This window comes from Reinekea thalattae (assembly GCF_008041945.1).
Lineage (GTDB): Bacteria > Pseudomonadota > Gammaproteobacteria > Pseudomonadales > Natronospirillaceae > Reinekea > Reinekea thalattae.
On record NZ_VKAD01000001.1, the window covers coordinates 1,826,660 to 1,846,153 of the forward strand.

22 protein-coding genes are annotated in these 19,494 nt (G+C 46.6%); 14 read left to right on the forward strand and 8 right to left on the reverse strand.

What is annotated here, in order from left to right; genetic code table 11:
* The first annotated feature begins 607 nt into the window (after positions 1 to 607).
* Complete coding sequence (locus FME95_RS08270) at positions 608 to 2,203, forward strand: methyl-accepting chemotaxis protein (RefSeq protein ID WP_147713913.1); 1,596 nt, start codon at positions 608 to 610, stop codon at positions 2,201 to 2,203.
* A 140-nt stretch (positions 2,204 to 2,343) separates the two neighbouring features.
* On the opposite strand, the gene eutC is transcribed toward FME95_RS08270, so the two are convergent.
* The 3 genes from eutC to FME95_RS08285 all read right to left on the reverse strand — a co-directional run bounded on the left by eutC (position 2,344) and on the right by FME95_RS08285 (position 5,378).
* Positions 2,344 to 3,237 carry an ethanolamine ammonia-lyase subunit EutC gene (gene eutC / locus FME95_RS08275; RefSeq protein WP_147713914.1) on the reverse strand — a complete coding sequence of 298 codons (894 nt, stop codon included), beginning with the start codon at positions 3,235 to 3,237 and terminating at the stop codon, positions 2,344 to 2,346.
* Positions 3,238 to 3,241: 4 nt separating this feature from the next.
* Positions 3,242 to 4,633 (reverse strand): ethanolamine ammonia-lyase subunit EutB, encoded by a 1,392-nt coding sequence (locus FME95_RS08280; RefSeq protein WP_147713915.1) that lies wholly within the window; start codon positions 4,631 to 4,633, stop codon positions 3,242 to 3,244.
* A gap of 73 nt (positions 4,634 to 4,706) precedes the next feature.
* Complete coding sequence (locus FME95_RS08285) at positions 4,707 to 5,378, reverse strand: glutathione S-transferase (RefSeq protein WP_147713916.1); 672 nt, start codon at positions 5,376 to 5,378, stop codon at positions 4,707 to 4,709.
* A gap of 120 nt (positions 5,379 to 5,498) precedes the next feature.
* On the opposite strand from FME95_RS08285, the gene FME95_RS08290 reads away from it, so the two are divergent.
* Positions 5,499 to 6,389, forward strand: coding sequence for a LysR family transcriptional regulator (locus FME95_RS08290; protein WP_147713917.1), 891 nt, complete (start codon positions 5,499 to 5,501; stop codon positions 6,387 to 6,389).
* A gap of 76 nt (positions 6,390 to 6,465) precedes the next feature.
* Here FME95_RS08290 and FME95_RS08295 read toward each other — a convergent pair whose 3' ends face one another.
* Positions 6,466 to 7,098 carry a DUF2799 domain-containing protein gene (locus FME95_RS08295; protein ID WP_147713918.1) on the reverse strand — a complete coding sequence of 211 codons (633 nt, stop codon included), beginning with the start codon at positions 7,096 to 7,098 and terminating at the stop codon, positions 6,466 to 6,468.
* A gap of 341 nt (positions 7,099 to 7,439) precedes the next feature.
* Between FME95_RS08295 and phnC the strand changes: the two genes are divergently transcribed.
* The 5 genes from phnC (at position 7,440) to FME95_RS08320 (ending at position 12,223) form a co-directional block, all read left to right on the forward strand.
* Positions 7,440 to 8,252, forward strand: coding sequence for a phosphonate ABC transporter ATP-binding protein (gene phnC / locus FME95_RS08300; protein ID WP_147713919.1), 813 nt, complete (start codon positions 7,440 to 7,442; stop codon positions 8,250 to 8,252).
* A 58-nt stretch (positions 8,253 to 8,310) separates the two neighbouring features.
* Positions 8,311 to 9,213 (forward strand): phosphonate ABC transporter substrate-binding protein, encoded by a 903-nt coding sequence (gene phnD, locus FME95_RS08305; protein ID WP_147713920.1) that lies wholly within the window; start codon positions 8,311 to 8,313, stop codon positions 9,211 to 9,213.
* A 182-nt stretch (positions 9,214 to 9,395) separates the two neighbouring features.
* Positions 9,396 to 10,259: a phosphonate ABC transporter, permease protein PhnE gene (gene phnE, locus FME95_RS08310; protein ID WP_147713921.1), complete on the forward strand. Its 864-nt coding sequence runs from the start codon at positions 9,396 to 9,398 to the stop codon at positions 10,257 to 10,259.
* An 8-nt stretch (positions 10,260 to 10,267) separates the two neighbouring features.
* Positions 10,268 to 11,566: a phosphonate ABC transporter, permease protein PhnE gene (phnE, locus tag FME95_RS08315; protein ID WP_147713922.1), complete on the forward strand. Its 1,299-nt coding sequence runs from the start codon at positions 10,268 to 10,270 to the stop codon at positions 11,564 to 11,566.
* A gap of 42 nt (positions 11,567 to 11,608) precedes the next feature.
* Positions 11,609 to 12,223 (forward strand): LbetaH domain-containing protein, encoded by a 615-nt coding sequence (locus tag FME95_RS08320; RefSeq protein ID WP_147713923.1) that lies wholly within the window; start codon positions 11,609 to 11,611, stop codon positions 12,221 to 12,223.
* 40 nt (positions 12,224 to 12,263) lie between these two features.
* On the opposite strand, the gene FME95_RS08325 is transcribed toward FME95_RS08320, so the two are convergent.
* From FME95_RS08325 to phnF, 3 genes are all read right to left on the reverse strand, one after another.
* Complete coding sequence (locus FME95_RS08325) at positions 12,264 to 12,665, reverse strand: type II toxin-antitoxin system death-on-curing family toxin (protein WP_147713924.1); 402 nt, start codon at positions 12,663 to 12,665, stop codon at positions 12,264 to 12,266.
* Positions 12,665 to 12,835 (reverse strand): acetyltransferase, encoded by a 171-nt coding sequence (locus FME95_RS08330; RefSeq protein WP_147713925.1) that lies wholly within the window; start codon positions 12,833 to 12,835, stop codon positions 12,665 to 12,667. The genes FME95_RS08325 and FME95_RS08330 overlap by 1 nt, the downstream gene beginning before the upstream one ends.
* Positions 12,836 to 12,956: 121 nt before the next feature.
* Entirely contained in the window at positions 12,957 to 13,667 is a 711-nt protein-coding gene (gene phnF, locus FME95_RS08335; RefSeq protein WP_147713926.1) for a phosphonate metabolism transcriptional regulator PhnF, read from the reverse strand.
* Positions 13,668 to 13,786: 119 nt separating this feature from the next.
* On the opposite strand from phnF, the gene phnG reads away from it, so the two are divergent.
* From phnG to phnN, 7 genes are read left to right on the forward strand one after another with little or no spacing between them, the layout of a single operon-like run.
* Entirely contained in the window at positions 13,787 to 14,236 is a 450-nt protein-coding gene (gene phnG, locus FME95_RS08340; protein ID WP_147713927.1) for a phosphonate C-P lyase system protein PhnG, read from the forward strand.
* A complete protein-coding gene (gene phnH, locus FME95_RS08345) occupies positions 14,236 to 14,805 on the forward strand; it encodes a phosphonate C-P lyase system protein PhnH (protein ID WP_147713928.1) in 570 nt (189 codons plus the stop codon). Before phnG ends, phnH begins: the two co-directional genes overlap by 1 nt.
* Positions 14,805 to 15,884 carry a carbon-phosphorus lyase complex subunit gene (locus FME95_RS08350; protein ID WP_147713929.1) on the forward strand — a complete coding sequence of 360 codons (1,080 nt, stop codon included), beginning with the start codon at positions 14,805 to 14,807 and terminating at the stop codon, positions 15,882 to 15,884. Before phnH ends, FME95_RS08350 begins: the two co-directional genes overlap by 1 nt.
* Positions 15,881 to 16,816, forward strand: coding sequence for an alpha-D-ribose 1-methylphosphonate 5-phosphate C-P-lyase PhnJ (locus tag FME95_RS08355; RefSeq protein ID WP_147713930.1), 936 nt, complete (start codon positions 15,881 to 15,883; stop codon positions 16,814 to 16,816). Before FME95_RS08350 ends, FME95_RS08355 begins: the two co-directional genes overlap by 4 nt.
* Positions 16,813 to 17,586, forward strand: a complete 774-nt coding sequence (gene phnK, locus FME95_RS08360) for a phosphonate C-P lyase system protein PhnK (RefSeq protein ID WP_222709926.1) — start codon at positions 16,813 to 16,815, stop codon at positions 17,584 to 17,586. The genes FME95_RS08355 and phnK overlap by 4 nt, the downstream gene beginning before the upstream one ends.
* A 3-nt stretch (positions 17,587 to 17,589) precedes the next feature.
* The gene (gene phnL / locus FME95_RS08365; RefSeq protein WP_147713931.1) at positions 17,590 to 18,267 is read left to right on the forward strand and encodes a phosphonate C-P lyase system protein PhnL; all 678 of its coding nucleotides are present in this window, start codon (positions 17,590 to 17,592) and stop codon (positions 18,265 to 18,267) included.
* A gap of 3 nt (positions 18,268 to 18,270) precedes the next feature.
* Positions 18,271 to 18,861: a phosphonate metabolism protein/1,5-bisphosphokinase (PRPP-forming) PhnN gene (gene phnN / locus FME95_RS08370; protein WP_147713932.1), complete on the forward strand. Its 591-nt coding sequence runs from the start codon at positions 18,271 to 18,273 to the stop codon at positions 18,859 to 18,861.
* Here the strand turns inward: phnN and FME95_RS08375 are convergent.
* A complete protein-coding gene (locus FME95_RS08375) occupies positions 18,787 to 19,488 on the reverse strand; it encodes a DUF1045 domain-containing protein (protein WP_147713933.1) in 702 nt (233 codons plus the stop codon). The two genes, phnN and FME95_RS08375, sit on opposite strands and share 75 nt — an antisense overlap.
* Between the last annotated feature and the right edge of the window lie 6 nt (positions 19,489 to 19,494).

Sequence of the window (19,494 nt, forward strand, 5' to 3'; positions counted from 1 at the left end):
CGGCATCGGAGTATGGCGACTATTTTAAATATCCATGTTGATTAACAACCATACAGCTGGCTAAAAACCATACGCTGATTAAAAATCACACATCACAAATAGCACTTTTTATTAACCTATTTTATTAACTAATCGTAGTAAAAATAATCTTGCCGCTATGCCAATACAGCAGCGAATGGTCAACAGGTCGACCAAAGTGCTACCCCCCCCAAAAAAACTGTTCAATCTTTATACAAAGCTCACTAAATGTATTTATGTTGCACCCATTTAACGATAAAAATCGCACCTTAAATTGCATTAATAAGGCTAATTTCACACATCAAGACCTACAGTATCATTTATAATGGCCGATAAATCGAACATCGTTAAGTAATCGCTCTTTTAGATAAAGTGTTTGGTTATCTAGCGCGATTTTTACAACTACTACGACGTTTAGGTGAGCCACCGCGTTTAAGACGCTCGATGGCTTCTTAAAATGGAATAAGGGTACATCTCTCAGTCAGGATGCTAATAATTAAATAAACGCTGGTATCGTCAAGGATAAAGACATAGCCATGAGTAGAATCCTTTAATACATAAACCAGTTCACGAAGTACGGGAAACCGATATGAAACTATCAAAGCAGTTAGGCATACTGGTGATTTTATTCGCTATAGGATTAGTCACCTTAAGTATATTGTCGTTAAATATTATTAAAGATAACCTCATTGAGGCACGCAAGCACGAAATCCAAAGCGTCCTTGCACTTACAAAACAGCAGATCAACCACTATGTCGATCTTGAAAAAAGTGGTGCTTTAACACACGAGCAAGCAGTAGAAGAAGTCATTGAAATGCTTTCAACTGTTCGCTTTGGTGATTCCTATATTTGGGCCAATGGCGACGACGCTCGCTCTAAAGTCCATCCAAATCAAAGCCAGCTAGGTAAATACCAAGAAAGCTATGCTCCTGCATTAAAAGCTTTAGCGGCCGAAGAGTTTGTATTCAGCGAAGGGGATTTCCCGAAATCCGGTTCTCAAGGTTTATACCCAAAAATCAACGGCATGACGATGATTCCTGAATGGAAATGGGTATTTGGCTACGGCGTTTATGTCGATGACTTAAACGAAGACTTCAAAAATATTGCCTTCTATTTCCTCATGGTTGGCGCCATTATTTTGGGGCTAATCGTTGTTGCGTCTTACTTTATTTCGCACATGATCGTACGCAATATTTTGAAAAACATTGGCGGCGAACCTCGTTACGTCACCGCTGTGACTAGCCGTATTGCCGAAGGTTACTTGAACGAAGAAATCAAGGGCAACTTCTCAGAACACAGCATGATGGGCTATGTGCAAAAAATGCAAAATGCATTAAAAGACATGGTACATAAAATCCAACAGGGTTCAGAGTTATTAAACAACTCGTCACGTGCGCTCAACGAACAGATGGAAAACATCCTTTCGGCATCTAAAAAATCATCTGAAGCATCGCAATCGACCGCCGCAGCGATCCAAGAACTTTCAGCCAGTATCGAAAGCATTGCTAATAGCGCCAGCGAAACTGAAAAGAACTCTGAAGCGTCATTTGAAATGTCCTCACGCGGTGAAAGCATTGTACAAAATTCAGCGCAGAGCATCAGTGAGATTTCATCGCAGATTAACTTATCGACCGAAGAGATCAGCACACTGCAAAAACGTTCTGCTGAAATTGGCAACGTCGTAAAAGAAATTTTAGAGATCGCCGACCAAACAAATCTACTAGCACTAAACGCAGCCATTGAAGCGGCACGGGCTGGTGAACAGGGCCGAGGCTTTGCTGTCGTTGCAGATGAAGTTCGTAAGTTGGCATCACGTACTGCAACCGCAACATCGGAAATTACCGATACAATCAACCTGGTTCAATCGGATACCGAAAGTGTGGCAAGTACCATGCAAGCGGTACTGCCAAAAGTTGAGCACAGCGTTGAAACTTCAAATGAAGTCACTGAAATGCTGACGCACATTCGTACCGCTTCAGATGAAAACCTAAATAAAATTCGTGAGATGACTCACTCTTCGATTGAGCAAAATAAAGCCACGCAAAGCCTTGCGGAACATGCGGAAGAAATTTCTAGCGTTATGCAAGAAACCGCTGAGGCCATTGCCAACTCGAAGAAAGCAACGAACGATCTTAGCGACCTAGCACAAGAGCTACACAACAGCGTAAGTTACTTTAAGCTATAGCTGTTCGTTAAACTCAGTTATTTGTTAGACCAAGTCAATCGAATCAAAAAAGCCGGAACTTATCAGTTCCGGCTTTTTTATTTTTAATCACAACAGACACTAATTACACAACAGGCTACTAATTACATAGTAGACGCTAATTAATAGTCACCAACTAAAAAATTGCCACCCTGATTATCCAGCCTATCGTCTACAACGTCGGTTCGATCTTTTAAATTAACACCACTGAGCTTGAGCGTACGCGCTTCGGATAGTAGATAAAAAAGTCGATTCCCGGCTTCGCTATAACTTAAGCCTTCTGGCCGAACGTTAGAAATACAGTTTCGCTCGGCATCAGTTTTACCTACCTTTGGTTGCCAAGTTAAATACAAACCTAAACTGTCCGGTGAACTTAAGCCTGGCCGTTCACCGATCATTACAACAACACTATTTGCCTTGAGGCGTTCACCAATATCATCACCAATGGCGACTCGGCCTTGCTCGACAATCGTTAACGGCGCGACATTCCAAGACTGCGGATCTGCTGTCAGTTTTTGTTGCAATGCTTGCAGCATCGGCAGGCTATTTTTTTGCGTTGCAAACGACGATAAACCATCCACCACGACAATGGCTAAGTCATATTTTTCCGTCGGTTTATCATCATTGTTCGGCGCGAGCGATTGAATTTTTTCTGCCGAAGCTGAGTCAAGCAAACGACCTAAATCTGGTCGCTGTAGATAGACTGCACGATTTTCTGCCTGCGAGTGCAGTAACAGGATTGATGACTCAGACAGCATTTCAAGCTCTGCGCTTAACGCTTTAGTATCTAACGGCAAATGCACGGCATCCTGCGCTTGGGCATGCGCTAATTGAAACGCCAGCAGTTTATCGGTAGGTAAGCTCACGCCGGTACGACCCAAACCAATGCGCGCATCGGTAAAGGCGCCAAGCTTGCTCCACGGATTTTCTATAACGCTTTCTGATACTTTAAAACTTTCTGTCGCTGTAAACTTTTCTGACACATTGTTTTGTCTTTCTTTTTTAGGCGATGTCATGGCTTTACCCCTTTGCAAAATGCTCAAGCTTGCTGGAAAAATTCGGCGACATTGCCGAGCGTAGCGCCATAGAATCCTGCTCTACTATTTGCATTTTTTGCAACCAAAGCTCAAATTCTGGTGCTGGTTTAAGGCCAAGCGCCTGACGCACATAGAGTGCATCATGGAAGGAGGTTGTTTGATAATTCAGCATGATGTCATCCGAACCTGGAATGCCCATTATGTAAGTGCAACCCGCCACCGCCAATAGAGTTAACAGGTTGTCCATATCGTTTTGGTCAGCCTGCGCATGGTTGGTGTAACAAACATCAACACCCATCGGCAAACCTAATAATTTGCCACAAAAATGATCTTCCAAACCAGCACGAATAATTTCTTTGCCATCGTATAAATACTCAGGGCCAATAAAGCCTACCACTGTGTTCACCAACAATGGGCTGAATTTTTTTGCCACTGCATAAGCTCGAACCTCACAGGTTTGTTGATCCAAACCATGATGCGCATTAGCGGATAAAGAACTGCCTTGGCCGGTTTCAAAGTACATGACATTATCGCCAACGGTGCCTCGCTTTAAGCTTTTGGCAGCATCGTTGGCTTCGGCCAATATAGAAAGGTTGACGCCAAAGCTGCTGTTTGTCGCCTCAGTGCCACCAATCGATTGGAACACCAAATCAACCGGCGCCTTTTGCTCAATCGCCTCCAGTGTATTGGTAACGTGCGTTAAAATGCACGATTGAGTCGGGATCTGGTAAGTCTGAATAATATCGTCAAGTACTGCCAAAAGGCGCTTGGTTTGCGCTAGGTTATCTGTCGCTGGGTTTATGCCTATAACGGCGTCGCCATTGGCGTACATCAAGCCATCTAAAATACTGGCGGCGATACCTGTTATATCATCGGTTGGGTGGTTTGGTTGCAAACGCGTCGAAAAACGGCCGGGCAAACCAATGGTGTTACGAAACGCGCTGACTACGAGGCATTTTTTAGCCACTAAAATAAGATCTTGATTACGCATCAACTTACTCACAGCGGCGACCATCTCTGGCGTTAAACCTGAGCGCACTCGAGTAATCAGCTCTGCGCTGGTGCTATCGGCCAGTAACCAATTACGAAAATCACCAACGGTTAAATGAGAAATTTCTGCAAAGGCTTCAGCATCGTGCTCGTCCATAATCAAGCGCGTTACTTCGTCCTGTTCATAAGCGATCAAGGCTTCGCTTAAAAATTGTTTTAATGGTACTTCTGCCAATGCCATCTGCGCCACTGCGCGCTGTTCGGACGACTCTGCCATGACGCCCGCTAAACGGTCGCCAGAGCGAGCCGGTGACGCCTTGGCCATCAACTCGGCTAAGTTTTTAAATTGATAGGTCTTAGCACCTAAACGATAATTATAAAGCATGCTCGGCTATCTCAATCGACTTTGAATTCCAATAACCGAGCAACTTCTATACCACTGAAGCGCTAACGATTTTTCACGACAAACCTGCAACAGCGTCGTATTGTTCGACTTTCCAAGCTTCCTGTTTTGCATCGTGCAACCATTGCTGCATAGCAGGTAGCGCAAGCATGGCCTCGCTCCACCGAGAGAATTCGTCGCTTACTGCTAAACCATAACCCTTTACTCGCCACATGACCGGTGCATACATCGCATCAACAATGCTGAAGTGGCCGCACAAAAATGGCCCGCTTTCTTTGACCGCTTGGTATTCAGGCTGATTAAATTTGCGCCACAACACTGAGAGCCTCGCTAAATCTTTTTTTGATGCTTCGCTAGGCTCTACCTCACAGCTAACTCGGCAGTTCATCGGAAACTGGCTACGCAAGGCGCTAAAACCAGAATGCATTTCGGCAGCAACAGAGCGTGCTAAGGCTCTTAATGTTGAGTTTTCTGGCCACAACTTTTTATCTGGGAACTGCTCTGCCAGCGTTTCCATTATCGCCATCGAATCCCAAATCATTTGACCATTCTGCTCAAGCACCGGAACCGCCGCTGGAATCTCATGCTGGGCTGCCAACTCTTTCAATGCTGACGAGTGATAAAACGGCAACAGGGTTTGTTCAAAACCGATACCTGCAACCTTCATTGCAAGCCACGGCCGTAGCGACCAGCTGGAATAGTTTTGATAGCCAATGTATAGATGCATACTTATCTCTCCGTTCATTTATCGATAGCCCTCATCCTAGACTGGACTTACATTAGGAAAAAGCGAATAAATCCGTACAATAGAATGGCAATTCCGAATAGTTATTGAGTGAGGCTCGCAATGAACACAAAACAGGTGCGCAGCTTACTGGCGGTGGCCCAACTGGGTAGCATTGCCAAAGCTGCTGAACAATTACACCTCGCGCCTTCGAGTATTTCTGCCCAGCTCAAAGAATTAAATGTTGAATTAGGTGTGCAGCTGTTTGAACCGCAAGGGCGCAACATTGTACTCAGCGGCGCAGGCCAAACCCTGTTACCACACTTGCAGCAGCTGTGCGCTCAAGAAGTTCACTTAAAGCAACTGGCACAAGAGATAAACCAACCGCTGACCGGCAGTTTGAAAATTTTTGCGCCCAGCTCGATGTGTATTTATCGATTGCCCAAGTTGATTCAACGCCTGCACCAAAATGCACCAAAGTTGGAAGTGCTGCTGGTCCATGAGCCGTTCGATTACGCCACAGCATTGGCTCAAGGCGAGATCGATGCCGCCATTACCGTCACTCATCCAAGTGCCATGAGCGGCACATTAAAATCGACTTGGCAGAGCCAATTGATCCAACAAGAAGAGGTGATCTATGTGTGCACTCCAGAGAAAAAAATCGACCACACGCTCGGCCTAGAACAGCTCAACCAGCAGGCGCTGATCACCACCGAACCAGAATGCAGTTATCGTATGCACGCCGAACAGCAGTTTCGCCAATGCAACCTAACGCTCAATGCGCGACAGAGTTTTTCTAACGTGGAAGTGATTAAACGCTGCGTACTCGACAACATGGGAATTGGCCTGTTGCCTCGATGCGTTGTTGAAGAAGAGCTGGCCAGCAAAAAGCTAGTACAGCAGCCGGTAAAGGGCGCGCCCTATTATTTTAATTCGCTGTTGTTATACCCAAAACGCGAACAACAAGCCGAAAAAATTCTCGCCCTGTTAGCCACGCTTAACGTCGCTATATAGATGTTATGCTTTAGTGAAGCCCCGCGCGATTATCATAAATCGGCGAGGCACTAGAGCCAAAAAAAGCAGCCAAAAACTACAGTTCTTCACCATAGCGGTAATCTAATTCGAGCTCGCTGATCAAGGCGTTTAGATCATCTATCTGATAATGAAGTCGCTCGTTACTGCGCTCTAACTCAATAATTTCATCGCGCATATTTTCCATTTCTGTATTCAGTTCATAGCGCTGAGCAACATCGACCTGATCAGAAAGCATCAGTGTGGTTTTAGCTGCAATATTATCTTCTAATTCATTAATTTTATTATCTTGATTGCTCAACTGACTCGATAAACTACGCACCTCGCGAGAAGCGTCGTAAATTTCACTGCCTAGAATATAACCATCCATAAAATTATTTTCTAAATGGCTTGGGCAGATACCCGTGTAATCGTAACCGTCTAAACCTTTGCTATAGCCGACACTGCGGGTACAAAAACGATACAGCCCTTCGTCATAGCCGCTTAAATAGTCGTCGATATCCAGCGATACGCCATGTTTAGAACAGGCCTTGCGGTGACTCGCCACTTGAGAAGATGCCTTACCAGCTGCAGCATCGGCATAACCAATACCGTACCAATCTGCCGTTAGACACTCATCTTCACTTAGCGTTGCACAACCACTTAATACCGCACCTGCGGTTAACAAAACTACCCAATGAGAAATTCGCATTCTTGGCCTCTGCTCATGCTTACAAAATCAATACAGTTACCTTATACCAATCGCCAGATGAATTATAGATGAACGAATCGTTAACACGCCTTCGGCTGGTCACGCGGCAATCGCGTTTTGTTTATGTCAGCAAATCATACATAAGTCTAAAGCTTAACCTTCGGCAAGCGAGCGCTAGTCATGAAAACAGCCGCTACCCCGCCAAACGACGCGGCCTTGATCCAGATACGTTAATCAGTAACTGAATCTAACTGTCACCAAACGATCATTTTTTAGACATCGCGTTGTCATCAAAAACCGCAAGGATCTGCCTTCGAATTTAACCGTGCAGTTTTATTTTTATGTTGACCATTAATAGCCTAACAAAAAACTTTGGCGGCAATCTGGCCGTTAACAACGTTTCACTCAGCGTAGAAAGCCCTCAAATGATTGGCATTATTGGCCGCTCAGGTGCCGGGAAGTCGACGCTATTACGCATGATTAATCGCCTCAATGATCCAACCTCTGGGGAAATTAATTATCTCGACACCGCCGTACATTCTTTAAAAGGCCCAGAAAAAAGAGCCTGGCAAGCACGTTGCGGCATGGTGTTCCAACAATTTAATTTGGTGCCTCGCCTCGACGTAGTAACCAACGTCATGCTGGGTAACCTTAACAAGCAATCAACATTTCGTGCGCTATTTAACCTCTTCCCAAAGGAAGAAGTTTTTCGCGCAATCGATCTGTTAGAGCGCTTTGGTATTGAAGAACACATGGCCAAACGTGCCGATCAACTTTCGGGCGGACAACAGCAGCGCGTCGCTATTTGTCGCGCACTGATGCAAAACCCAGACATGGTGTTGGCCGACGAGCCTATCGCGTCATTGGATCCAATGAATGCACAAACCACCATGGAAGCGCTGCGTCGAATTCACGATGAAGATAACAAAATCGTACTCTGCAACCTACATACGCTCGATACCGCTCGCACCTTTTGCGACCGAGTCATTGGCATGCGCGATGGCCGCGTCGTATTTGATGGCCCTGCAAACGCATTGAGCACAGACGTAGCGCGCGAAATTTACGGAGCCGATGAGAACTTCTCTGAAACCTCCACTTCAACAAACATTAACGCTTTGCCGAGTGACCTTTCGTCAACCGTTAAAGCAGTCTAATGGTGCTTTATCAAAAACATTAACGTCACGCTAAACACATAAAACCTTGGAGAACAAAATGAAAAAGCTAGCCATGGCCACTGTTGCTGTATTGGGCCTTTCTATTGCAGCATCTGCTTCTGCAGCTGTTGATGAATTTCGTATCGGTATCTTAGGTGGTGAGAACGCTCAAGACCGTCTAAATAACCACGAATGTCTTCGTGAAAAAACAGAAGATCTATTGGGTGTGCCAACAAAATTATTCGCACCAGCGGACTATAACGGTGTTATCCAAGGTCTGCTTGGCGGCACTATTGACCTAGCTTGGTTAGGCGCTTCAAGTTACGCGAAAATTTGGCTAACCGATGCCGATGCCGTTGAACCTATTCTTGTTAAAGTAAATGTTGATGGCGGCTACGGCTACCACTCAATCGGTTTTGCTCGCAAAGATTCTGGCATCAAATCACTAGATGACATGAAAGGTAAAACCTTTGCTTTTGGTGATCCAAACTCAACTTCTGGTTACCTAATTCCTTCAATTGAAATCCCTGCACAGGGTTACTCAATGGAGAAGGGCGACTACTTTGGCGACATCGTATTCTCTGGTGGTCACGAACAAACTATCGTTGCGGTTGCCAATGGCGACGTTGATGCTGGTGTAACTTGGGCCGACGGCTTAGGTGACTGGGAAGAAGGTTACAACTCTGGTGCACTGCGCAAAGCTTCTGACTCTGGCATCGTTGATATGGGCGAGCTAGTGCAAATCTGGCAATCAAACCCAATCCCTGAAGGTCCAATCGTTGTACGTAAAGACCTACCTGCGTACACCAAAATGCAAATGACTGGCCTGATCGCTTCTATGCAATCTATGGACTCAGACTGTGCTTACAACATGTTCGCCGGTGAAGCGAAAGGTGTTATGCCAATCACGCACGAAGCCTATACCTCTATTATCGAAGCTCGTAAGTTAAAGTCTAACTAAGTTATAACGAGCCGATAGCTATGGTTTTAGATATCGATAGCTATAGCAAACAGTAGCCATAGCCCGCCTATTTTAGGCGGGCTATTTTAAGGGCTGTGCAAAGCAACGCTTAGCGCGTAAAAAGCCATTCTTTGCAGAACCTTTTACTGCAAGTCACATGTTTTTTGGATGTAAACAGACACATGAACCCAAGCACCCATTTAGCCCATTCGTTACCGACTGAGCGAAAAGATTATATTGCCTTAGTGCAACGCAAAAGAATGTACTCTGGTATTTTTTTACTCATTTTCTGCTTGCTATTTTTTAGCGGTTTTAATCTTGCTGAACAACGTAATGCTGGCGGTTTTTTACAAGGTCTGCACCAGCTTTTCGACTTTCCTAAAGAAGTTATCACAGAAGCTATCGAAGACTCGGCCGGTCTGCCGCGTTATTTATTACAGTATTTTCCATCGCTGATTGAAACCATCAACATTGCCGCTGTTTCAACCTTACTCGGAACACTCGGTGCTGTTGTGCTGTCGTTGTTAAGCACGCACGGTTTGGCTCGTTGGCCAAAACTTATTCCGGTGATTCGACGTTTACTCGATATCATGCGCGCCTTACCAGAAATAGTCATCGCTCTAATTCTTATTTTTATTTTAGGTGGCGGCCCTGTTCCTGCAATGATAGCCATTGCCATACACACCACCGGATCGCTCGGTAAGCTGTTCTCAGAAGTTAATGAAAATGTCGACCTTAAACCAGTGGAAGGGCTGGCTTCGGTTGGTTCAACCTGGTTACAACGCATGTTGTTCGCAGTGATACCTCAAGTGTTACCTAACTACATCAGTTACACGCTGATGCGTTTTGAAATCAACATTCGTGCTTCGGCTATTTTAGGCTTTGTCGGTGCCGGCGGCATTGGTTACGACCTAAAAAACACCATGAGTTGGGGCCAAGGTAAATACGATGAAGCGGCGGCCATTTTTATTTTATTGATTACCGCTATTTTCCTGGTCGACCAGATATCCAGTTATCTGCGTAACCGAAAAATCAAAGAAATTTAAGAGCATTGATGATGAGCGAAACCTATCACCTAAAAGCCCAAGCATTTATCCGCGGCAAACAAAAAGTTGCCTTAGCGATACCTGCTATTATTTTTGCGTACTTTGTTTATGTGTTTTTTGCGTTCGATATTTTAGGCCTAGTTGAACGTGCGCGACCAGAAAATGGTGCCTTGATCATGAAAGACATGGTCAGCTACAAAACCCATTTTCAGCGCGACAATCGAAGAGATGAATACAGCACTTCGATTGAAGGCGAAGCTAAAGGCGAATACCAACAGGCGGATGAGCCTAACTGGATCAGCATTGATGGTGATAACGCCTTTGTCGATATGCCCAATGGTCACACTGTTCAGTTTGAAAGCGATAAAGTTATCATCACCATTCCAGACTATGGTGTTGTTACCGCGCTGCCTTCCAACCGAGGCATCGAAACCACATTGCCTGCGGGTGATCTGCCGGAATGGATTAAAGTAAGTAATACTCGCGTTGCCATTAACAAGCCAGACTTACGGGTTCAGGTTGCCAAAGGCAAGACTACGGTTTACCGCTATTTTAATGGCTGGGAATTGTTCTTCTTCGATATGGAGAGTGCTTACCGCGGTTTAAACTTTGGCGAGCTAACAAAGCGTGTCTTTAGTGGTGAATTAGGTGCCATTGCGCACGACTTTTGGTTTAACCGCATGTGGCGTCATGGCGATGTTTTTTGGGCGATTTGTGAAACCGTTTTAATGGCCTTTTTAGGTACCATCGGCGCAGCAGTCATTACCTTACCGCTGGCATTTTTTGCGGCAAAAAACTTTGTTCGATATGGCATTATTCGACAACTAACGCGCCGGACATTCGATTTGATTCGCGGCATCGACAGCCTCATTTGGACGGTAATTCTAGCGCGCGCATTTGGCCTAGGGCCAATGACAGGTGCACTGTCTATTTTAATTACCGACGTCGGCACCTTTGGTAAGCTGTTTTCGGAAGCATTAGAAAACGCCGATGAAAAACAAATTGAAGGCATTCGCTCTACTGGCGCTAACCCATTATTGCGCAGCCGCTTTGGCGTGATACCGCAAATCTTGCCGGTACTTTTAAGTCAGGTACTTTACTTTTTAGAATCGAACACCCGCTCTGCGACTATTATCGGCGCGATTGTTGGCGGCGGTATCGGCCTGCTATTAACGCAAGCAATGATTACGCAAAAGGACTGGGAAGAAGTCACCTACTACATCATTTTAGTTTTGCTCATGGTCTTCGCAATGGATTCGTTTTCTAGCTGGTTGCGCGGAAAGTTAATTGGTAAGCGAACTAAATAATCGAAAATTTAAAATAATAAAACAGCATTTAGAGAAATCACCATGACACGTTTAACAGTAAATGAGCCTTTTATTCATCCTGAATGTGAAATTACCAACAGTCAGTTTGGTCGTTTTGTTGAAATAGGAAAAGGCTCACGCGTGTTAAACAGTTCACTCGATGATTACTCCTATTGCGACCGATACGCCGACATTGCCAATGCAAAGGTCGGCAAGTTTTCAAACATTGCCAGCTTTACTCGCATTGGCCCAACCGATCACCCAATGCAGTTAGCCAGCCTGCATCATTTTCATTATCGCAGTGCGGATTATTTTGAAAACCAAGAAAACGATGCTGATTTTTTTGCCCATCGTGTTTCGCGTATTGCCCATATCGGCCACGATACATGGATTGGTCACGGCGCAATCATTATGCCTGAAGTAACCATTGGCCACGGCGCAGTTGTCGCCTCTGGCGCGGTGGTAACCAAAGATGTTGCGCCATACTGCATTGTTGCAGGAGTCGCCGCTAGCGAAATAAAACGTCGGCTACCAGAGCAGGTAGCAGAACAGATGATGGAACTGGCGTGGTGGGATTGGCCGCACGAATTACTTGAACAGCGCATGGATGATTTCCGAAAATTACCGGCAGAAGAATTTTTAGAAAAGTATCGTTGAGCATTAGTAGTACCCATGAGTACAGCTGTCACGTTTTAAACTAACGACTAAGGCTCTGCTCATGAATATATTGGGCATAAAGTAAATCAGCAAAATCAAGTTCGGTGATTTTTTCAAGAACGAGATCACGCACTGCATCTGCAAGCAGGCTATTGTCTGCCGTTAACTCAAAGTCGTTTAACGATAGATACTCTAAGGCAACAGCGAGTCCGGTACGTTTATTCGCATCGGGCAAGGAATGAGACACTGCGATGCTTGCTGTGTATTTAGCCGCTATTTCAAATACATCACACAAGCCTGAGTAGGCAATAGCATTATCGATCCTACCCAAAGCACCCTGTAATTTATTGAGATCAACTGAGCCTTTCATTCCTGGCTCAGTTTTAAGAATAAATGCATTAATTTCAATTACCCGTTCAAACGGGAAAAAGATTAAATCCATTACATATCAGCCAATTTTTTAAAGGTTTCTTTGTGCGTCTTTAAAACTAACTTGGTTTCAGACCGGACAATTTGCTGACCTTCTATACCGGATAGATCGAGCTTTTTAGTTGCCTCGATTTTTGGCCGCTCGACTGCTTTTACACCATAAGCTTCAACTGTTGTATTCACTGAAATGCCTCCTTTTCTAGCTTTTATTGTACGCCAACTCTAGGCTATACGCATTATTCACTCTTATTTAACAGCTAAGGTTTTCTGCAATCAACCAATATAAAAAAATACAGCAGCTCAACTACAACCCAGACACTTCTAACTCTAACCGGTTGCCAACAAACCAAGCTTGGCCATAGGCTATCGGCTTACCGTTATTATCGACATCGACAGAGCGAGTGCGCAACAAGGCACCGCCGACCTGACAAGCTAGCAAACTGGCCTTTGTTGCATCGGCAATATCGGCCCCGATAATGGTTTCGGCACGTTCATAATCGACAATACCAACAGCGGTTAGGGCTTCGGTAACCGAAGCAGACTGCTTCATCACTTCGGGTAAATTGGGCATTCGCTCGGCAGGGTAACAATGTTGAAACATGCCAATGGGCTGGCCTTCTAAATCACGTACGCCTTCAATGAGATGCACCAAAGCATCTTCTTCCAAAGCTAATTTTTGTGCTTCTTTCGGCTTCGCTGGCCGTGTTTCAGAATACAAAATAGTTAGCCCAACCTGTTCGCTCAAACGGCCAATGCCTTGGCGTAAACGTGTTCGTTTGCCCAACCGATAGACAGTAGAACGCTCAGCGACAAAGGTGCCTGCACCACGACGACTAAAGACAACGCCTTCTTCTTGCAAAGCCGTTAAGGCTCGCCGCACGGTGTGGCGATTGGCACCAAAACGCTGTGCCAAGGCCGCCTCTGTCGGTAAGCGTTCACCGACTGCAAAGGCACCTTCGGCTATAGATTGATTGAGTTGCTGGTAAATAGATTGCCACATGGCGGGCTTAGGCATGGGTTTTCCTAACGTTAAAAATAAATACTGAGATAATCATCCTACTGTCATTTCATTTTAACAATAACAGGCTTTAATTTGTATAGTTGTCTAATTTAACTAAACAGGTTAACAGCCTCATGAAATCGACCTTCACTCAAGCAGAGCGCCAACACTGGCTTTCTACCCTCGCCAAAGCACCGGCAGAACAGCTGATTAACCAGTGGTCGGCAATCAATCTGTCGCCCGAATTTTCTTGGATACGCGCCCCTGAAACCGGAACGGTGATGGTACAAGGGCGCTCAGGTTCCAGCGGCAACCCTTTCAATTTGGGCGAAACCACGGTGACTCGTTGCAGCCTAGTGCTGGTCGATGAAACCATCGGTCACGGCTATATACAGGGCCGAAATCACGCAGCAGCCGAAATTGTCGCGCTATGCGATGCCTTGCTGCAACAAAATAATCCACTGGTTTTAGAGCAAATAATCCAACCGTTAGAAACCGCGGCACAGCAACAGGCAGAACAAATTAAACGCAAAGCCGCAGCAACCAAAGTGGACTTCTTTACGCTTGCCAGAGGAGAAGACTGATGAGCCAAGTAACACTCAGCGGCGGTTTCAAAAATGCCGCCATCGATTCTGCCAAAGCCTTCCGTGCTGCATTGGATGCATTGTCACGCCCGGGCAGCATCCAACAAATAGAAGGTACTGAACCACCGGCACCACTTTCGGTCGCCGCTGGCAGTTTACTGTTAACACTAATCGACACAGACACCGCTCTTTGCTTGCAGGGCCGCTACAATTGCCCAGCCATTCAGCAATGGTTGCGGTTTCATACTGGCGCGCCGTTAGTGTCTGCCGAACAGGCCGATTTTATTCTCACAGATTGGCAACACGCCTTACCGTTAAGCCAATTTAAGCAAGGCAGTTACGACTACCCAGATCGCTCAGCGACATTGATTATCGAAATGGATTCATTCGAAGGCAAAGACCTTAAACTCACTGGGCCAGGTATCGAAATTGCCAGCTACCTGAGTTTGCCAGAAGCCGAAGCGCTGCAAAAAAACCATGCATGTTACCCGCTGGGCGTTGATTTTTATTTCACCCACCAGACTCAAATTGCTGGCTTGCCGCGCAGCATAAACGTGGAGATTGCCTAATGTACGTTGCCGTAAAGGGTGGCGAAAAAGCCATCGACAATGCACACCAGTGGCTCGACGAAAATCGCCGAGGCGACATTAATGTTGCCGAGTTGGAAACCAAGCAGATCAGCCAACAGTTAGGTCTTGCTGTGGCGCGTGTCATGGCCGAAGGCTCGTTGTACGATCCTGAACTAGCCGCGTTAGCAATCAAGCAGGCGCAAGGTGATTTAATCGAAGCGATTTTTTTAATGCGCGCCTACCGTACAACCTTACCGAGGTTGGGCTCCAGCGAACCGATCAACACCGAAAAGATGCTTTGCAAGCGACGTATCTCTGCCATTTTTAAAGACTTGCCCGGCGGCCAGGTTTTAGGCCCAACCTATGATTACACTCACCGGCTGTTGGACTTTAAATTACTTGCCGAAGGCAAAGCACCTGCAGCAAAAGAACAAGCATACGAACAAAGCGATATGCCGCATGTACATGAATTTTTAAATCAGGAAGACATCATTCAGCGCGATGTTGACCTTGGTATTCGGCCACACGATTTAACGCGCGAGCCGCTTGAATTTCCAGCCGACCGGCCTGCTCGTTTGCAAGCACTGGCGCGCGGCGACGAAGGTTTTTTACTCTGCATTGGCTATTCCACCCAGCGCGGTTATTCACGCAACCATCCCTTTGTTGGTGAATTGCGCGTCGGCACGGTTGACGTCAGCATGGATATTCCTGAGCTCGGTTTTGCCATCGACATCGGCTGCATAGAAGTGACCGAATGCAACAACGTTAACCAGTTTTCTGGTAACAAAAAAACGCCCGCACAATTTACCCGCGGCTACGGTTTGGTATTTGGTCATCAAGAACGTAAAGCCATTTCGATGGCACTGGTCGACCGCGCTATGCAGTGGCAAGAACTCGGCGAAGACTATCAAGGCTCTCCGGCGCAAGACATTGAATTTATGATGTCGCATTGCGACAACATTCAAGCCACCGGTTTTGTTGAACACATTAAGTTACCGCATTACGTCGACTTCCAATCCGAATTGGAGTTAGTGCGTACGCTGCGCAAAGATGCCGCCAAAGATGAGGGCCAAGCATGAATACCGAACCAAGCAACGACATCGCTGAACCGATAAACAGCCTTGGCGAGCAATACAACTTTGCCTATTTAGATGAACACACCAAACGTATGATCCGCCGGGCGCTATTAAAAGGCGTTGCCATTCCGGGTTATCAGGTGCCGTTTTCATCGCGCGAAATGCCCATGCCTTATGGTTGGGGAACCGGCGGTGTGCAAGTGACCGCAGCCTGCTTAGTACCAGAAGATACTTTAAAAGTGATTGATCAGGGTGCTGATGACACCACCAACGCGGTATCGATTCGGCGGTTTTTTCAGCGCACCGCCAATGTTGAAGTAACCGAAAACACCAGCGAAGCCAGCGTGATTCAAACCCGTCACCGCATTCCAGAACAGCCTTTAGCAGATGGGCAAATACTGGTCTACCAAGTGCCGATTCCTGAGCCGTTACGATTTTTAGAACCGAGAGAATCGGAAACTCGCAAGATGCATGCATTGCAAGAATACGGCCTGATGCAAGTAAAGCTGTATGAAGACATTGCCCAACACGGTCACATTGCGACCTCGTACGCCTACCCAGTTAAGGTGAACGATCGCTACATGATGGACCCTAGCCCGATTCCAAAATTCGATAACCCAAAGCTGAATCAGAACCGCGCTTTGCAACTGTTTGGCGCTGGCCGTGATCAACGAATTTATGCGCTGCCACCTTACACCAAAGTGGTCAGCCTCGACTTTGACGACTACCCGTTCGAAGCTTCAAAGCCCGATGCCAGTTGCGCCTATTGCGGTGCCGGCCATACCTATTTGGATGAAATGATTATCAACGATGCAGGCGAACGACTATTCGTTTGCTCTGATACCAACTATTGCCAACGCCGAGTTGAAGAGCAGAAAAATTCAACTGACGACAGTACGGCAAATCAAACTCATTCAAAGAAGGACGAGCAATGATGAATTCTTTGTTATCCGTAACCAACCTGAACAAGGATTACGGCAATAAGCGCGGCTGCTTTAATGTTAACTTCGACCTTTTCCCGGGCGAGGTGCTTGGCATTGTCGGCGAGTCTGGCTCAGGGAAATCAACTCTGATGAATTGCCTCGCAGGTCATCAATCGGTCGATACCGGCTCGGTGATGTTCAATTCAGAAACGCTCGGCAACATCGACACCGTACAGATGGCCGAAGTCGATCGCCGACAATTAGCGCGTACCGACTGGGCATTCGTACACCAAAATCCACGTGATGGTTTGCGTTTAGGCATTAGCGCTGGCGCAAATATTGGTGAACGACTCATGGCTATTGGCGGTCGGCATTACGGCGACATTCGCCAAACCGCAGAGCAGTGGTTAGAAAAAGTTGAGATCCGTGCCGAGCGAATCGACGATCGGCCATCGACCTTTTCTGGCGGCATGCAACAGCGCTTGCAGATTGCCCGCAACCTAGTGACCTCACCAAAATTAATCTTTATGGACGAGCCAACCGGCGGTTTGGATGTTTCAGTGCAAGCAACGCTATTGGATTTACTGCGCAGCCTAGTACGTGAATTGGGCTTATCAGCCATTGTGGTAACACACGATCTCGCCGTTGTGCGTTTGCTCGCCGACCGAGTCATGGTGATGCAACAAGGCGAAGTGATCGAAACCGGTTTAGTCGACCAAGTACTGGACGACCCGCAACATCCTTATACCCAACTTCTTGTTAGCTCAATTTTGCAGGTGTAACTCATGATCGAAGTGTTAAACGTCAGTAAAACGTTCACCCTGTACAACCAGCAACAGGCTCGTATCGAGGTGTTAAAAGACGCCAACCTCAATGTTATGCCCGGCGAATGCGTTGCTTTAGCGGGTGTTTCCGGTTCCGGTAAATCAACGCTGATGCGCATGATTTACGGTAATTATCTTACCAACGAAGGTCGCATCATTATCGATGGCACCGACATCACCGAAGCTAACGCGCACCAGATGATGTCTATCCGACGCCATACGCTCGGTTACGTCAGCCAGTTTTTGCGCGTACTGCCACGCGTACCCACTTTAAAAGTTGTCGCCGAACCGATGATCGCCGCTGGCGCAAGTGAGCAAGCAGCGCACCAACGCGCCAAAGAGTTGCTAACTCGGCTACGTATTCCTGAACATCTTTGGTCGTTATCGCCATTAACTTTTTCTGGCGGTGAGCAACAGCGAGTCAACATAGCGCGCAGCTTTTGTCAGCCTTATCCAGCGCTGTTATTAGATGAACCAACCGCCAGTTTAGATGGCGCCAACCGCGATACCGTGATCAGCATGATTAACGAAGCCAAAGCCAATGGCGCTGCCATGATCGGTATTTTTCACGACATCGAAGCGCGCGACCGAGTCGCTGATCGCGTCGTAGACTTATCGAACTTTACTGCGGAGCATTAAGCGATGAGCGGAACAATGCATGTTGTCGTCGGCCCTTCCGGTTCTGGAAAAGACACGCTAATCGACGGAGCTAAAGCGTTATTGCCGCATACATTATTTGCCAAACGCACTGTTACGCGGCCAGCCGATGCTGGCGGTGAAGACTTTATTGGCGTTGATCAAACCACCTTTGATCAACAGGTCGCCGAGGGAAAATTCTGCGTACATTGGCGCGCTAACAATCTCAGCTATGGTATTCCTGTTGAAATTTGCCAACAGGCAGCGGCCGGAACAGACGTCGTCTTTAATGGTTCGCGCGCAGCCTTAAAAAATATTTGCGCCTGCTTGCCAGCCGTTCAGGTCGTGTGGATCGAAGTCGCCCCAGAAGTACTCGCACAACGCTTGCGCCAACGCGGCCGTGAAAGTGAAGCTGAGATTAAAAAACGTCTACAGCGACAACAATGGCAGCCCCCTAAAAATGCCACAATTATTAGCAATAATGGCACAATCGAAGAGGGCGTTCAGGCGCTCGTTGCAGCCTTATCTGGCCAACGGGTAACGCTCGATCAAGTGAAAACGGCCTTGCTCGCTTTCACCACAAAGGCAGAGGTCTAATATGGTTGTCGGTTGGGTAAGTAAGTCATGACTGTGCTGTTGCAACAACGCCAACTGCTCGGCTCGTTCGGCATCTGGCAATGCGCCGGTGAGCGTCAGGTGGAATTTAAATTGATCAAACACATAGGGATAACCCCATTGTGTCAGCAGTTCATCTTGTCGCGCGCTCAAACCTGCCGAGCGACGCCGTTGCAATTCTTGTTCACTGGCAGGCTTGCGCCAATCATCCAGTTGTCGCACGCAATCTTCCGCCAACTTTTGCAATTCGCTGCTCGACTGACTCAGGGTAAAACACAGAAAGCTAGCTGTACTGTTCAATTGAATAGCTCTCAGCTCAAAAGCCGGCAATTCAAAAGCACGATGCGACAAACAAAAGTCTCGCAAACGTTGTCGCAAACTTTCAAGACTCATGCCTTCGGCCAACTGCATTGGCGGTTTAACAGTGCCATGAAAACCATATTTTACCGGTGTCGCGACTCGCTCAGCGTGAGCTTCGCTGACCCAATTTGGGTAAGCCACTTCGCGCCCAGTTTCGACATCCCAACCCAACCAAGCGGCACCCAATTGTGCCAATGGCGATTCAGCCTGAGGCAAAAAGTACACAGCATAACGTTTAAATTCTTTCATTTTTCG

Excerpts from the sequence above, each read along its gene's own strand:
- FME95_RS08320 (WP_147713923.1), top strand. The coding sequence starts at position 11,609 with ATGACACGTTTAACAGTAAATGAGCCTTTTATTCATCCTGAATGTGAA.
- phnF (WP_147713926.1), bottom strand. The coding sequence starts at position 13,667 with ATGCCTAAGCCCGCCATGTGGCAATCTATTTACCAGCAACTCAATCAA.
- FME95_RS08285 (WP_147713916.1), bottom strand. The coding sequence starts at position 5,378 with ATGCATCTATACATTGGCTATCAAAACTATTCCAGCTGGTCGCTACGG.
- phnN (WP_147713932.1), top strand. The coding sequence starts at position 18,271 with ATGAGCGGAACAATGCATGTTGTCGTCGGCCCTTCCGGTTCTGGAAAA.
- FME95_RS08375 (WP_147713933.1), bottom strand. The coding sequence starts at position 19,488 with ATGAAAGAATTTAAACGTTATGCTGTGTACTTTTTGCCTCAGGCTGAA.
- FME95_RS08355 (WP_147713930.1), top strand. The coding sequence starts at position 15,881 with ATGAATACCGAACCAAGCAACGACATCGCTGAACCGATAAACAGCCTT.
- FME95_RS08270 (WP_147713913.1), top strand. The coding sequence starts at position 608 with ATGAAACTATCAAAGCAGTTAGGCATACTGGTGATTTTATTCGCTATA.
- FME95_RS08325 (WP_147713924.1), bottom strand. The coding sequence starts at position 12,665 with ATGGATTTAATCTTTTTCCCGTTTGAACGGGTAATTGAAATTAATGCA.
- FME95_RS08280 (WP_147713915.1), bottom strand. The coding sequence starts at position 4,633 with ATGCTTTATAATTATCGTTTAGGTGCTAAGACCTATCAATTTAAAAAC.
- phnE (WP_147713921.1), top strand. The coding sequence starts at position 9,396 with ATGAACCCAAGCACCCATTTAGCCCATTCGTTACCGACTGAGCGAAAA.
- phnL (WP_147713931.1), top strand. The coding sequence starts at position 17,590 with ATGATCGAAGTGTTAAACGTCAGTAAAACGTTCACCCTGTACAACCAG.
- phnH (WP_147713928.1), top strand. The coding sequence starts at position 14,236 with ATGAGCCAAGTAACACTCAGCGGCGGTTTCAAAAATGCCGCCATCGAT.
- FME95_RS08350 (WP_147713929.1), top strand. The coding sequence starts at position 14,805 with ATGTACGTTGCCGTAAAGGGTGGCGAAAAAGCCATCGACAATGCACAC.
- eutC (WP_147713914.1), bottom strand. The coding sequence starts at position 3,237 with ATGACATCGCCTAAAAAAGAAAGACAAAACAATGTGTCAGAAAAGTTT.
- phnK (WP_222709926.1), top strand. The coding sequence starts at position 16,813 with ATGATGAATTCTTTGTTATCCGTAACCAACCTGAACAAGGATTACGGC.
- phnC (WP_147713919.1), top strand. The coding sequence starts at position 7,440 with ATGTTGACCATTAATAGCCTAACAAAAAACTTTGGCGGCAATCTGGCC.
- phnG (WP_147713927.1), top strand. The coding sequence starts at position 13,787 with ATGAAATCGACCTTCACTCAAGCAGAGCGCCAACACTGGCTTTCTACC.
- phnE (WP_147713922.1), top strand. The coding sequence starts at position 10,268 with ATGATGAGCGAAACCTATCACCTAAAAGCCCAAGCATTTATCCGCGGC.
- phnD (WP_147713920.1), top strand. The coding sequence starts at position 8,311 with ATGAAAAAGCTAGCCATGGCCACTGTTGCTGTATTGGGCCTTTCTATT.
- FME95_RS08290 (WP_147713917.1), top strand. The coding sequence starts at position 5,499 with ATGAACACAAAACAGGTGCGCAGCTTACTGGCGGTGGCCCAACTGGGT.
- FME95_RS08295 (WP_147713918.1), bottom strand. The coding sequence starts at position 7,098 with ATGCGAATTTCTCATTGGGTAGTTTTGTTAACCGCAGGTGCGGTATTA.